This window comes from Streptomyces sp. NPDC047525, from assembly GCF_040643025.1.
GTDB classification, from domain to species: domain Bacteria; phylum Actinomycetota; class Actinomycetes; order Streptomycetales; family Streptomycetaceae; genus Streptomyces; species Streptomyces durmitorensis.
Map to the genome: position 1 here is coordinate 1 of NZ_JBEYTL010000060.1, position 1,027 is coordinate 1,027.

The 1,027-nt window shown below is 70.7% G+C and carries 1 pseudogene; it reads left to right on the forward strand.

The window, feature by feature from the left end:
* Positions 1-303 (forward strand): annotated as a pseudogene (locus tag ABZ833_RS45640) (GntR family transcriptional regulator); the annotation flags it as partial.
* Between the last annotated feature and the right edge of the window lie 724 nt (positions 304-1,027).

Below are 1,027 nucleotides of genomic sequence, written 5' to 3' on the forward strand. Positions count from 1 at the left end.
CAGCCCACCGCCCCGGTCGGTGATCTCTATCGCCAGCTCTCCGACGCCGGACACACCCTCGCCTTCACCGAGGAGGTCACTGCTCGTACCCCCTTTCCGGACGAGCGGAGCACGCTGCAACTCGTCCCGGACGCGAGCCCGCTCCTGATCACCTACCGCATCACCAGCGACGCCGACAACGGCCGTCCGCTCTTGTGCGAGGAGCTGCGGGCCCCCGCCGCGACATGCCGTCTGTCGTTCCCCGTGACGCCGACGAAGGCAGCCGCCAAGCGGGCCCCGCGCAGTCGGCCCGCATCGGAGTAACTTCGCTTTACTTGCTCAAGGGCGCGCCTTCGGCGCGCCGGGCAGCACCGCCCGCACCGGCCGGGCGTGCGGCCTTCGGCCGGTCCCGTCCGCACGGTCGGACCGCCCGGACACCACACCGCACCCAGAGCCAGCAGCAAAGCCCCCGCGGATTCGCCACGGGGGCCCTTTCGTCTACCCAGCCGATCACCGGGACGGCACCGGCCATCGCCAGGCCATCGCCGCCACACGACCACCGGCCAACGCCCGCCGCACGAACGGCCGTTCCGACCGTCAGCCGCGCCGGGACTTTCCATGATCAATACCGTCGGGAGCGGTGGCCGGCCACGGGCCCTGGGGGCCCTTTAGGCAGGCCCCCTCCCCTCAACCCATGTGCATCAGGGGGCTTGTTCGCCGTCAGCGAACGCAGGAGCCCGTTGCCTTCAAAGGCATTGGCAGCGTGGCCAGGACCGGGATGTGGTGCAGCGAGCCAGGTCCGGCCAGACGTCGACCGCAGGCCGCAGGGGGCTGACTTTCCGTGGCGCGGTCCCAGACTCCAGAACAAGCCTGCCCCCACGATCACAGGTAGGACGTAGAGAAGATGCGCCGCGCGGGGACCTTTTCGGCACCCACTACGGAGGAAGCTGAAAGCGGGCAGTACCGGCCGCGATGAGCTCCCCTCCACGGCCGGTCCCGCCTCAACCGGGGTGCCGGAATCGCGGGAATGCCCCGGCACCCCGGGAGT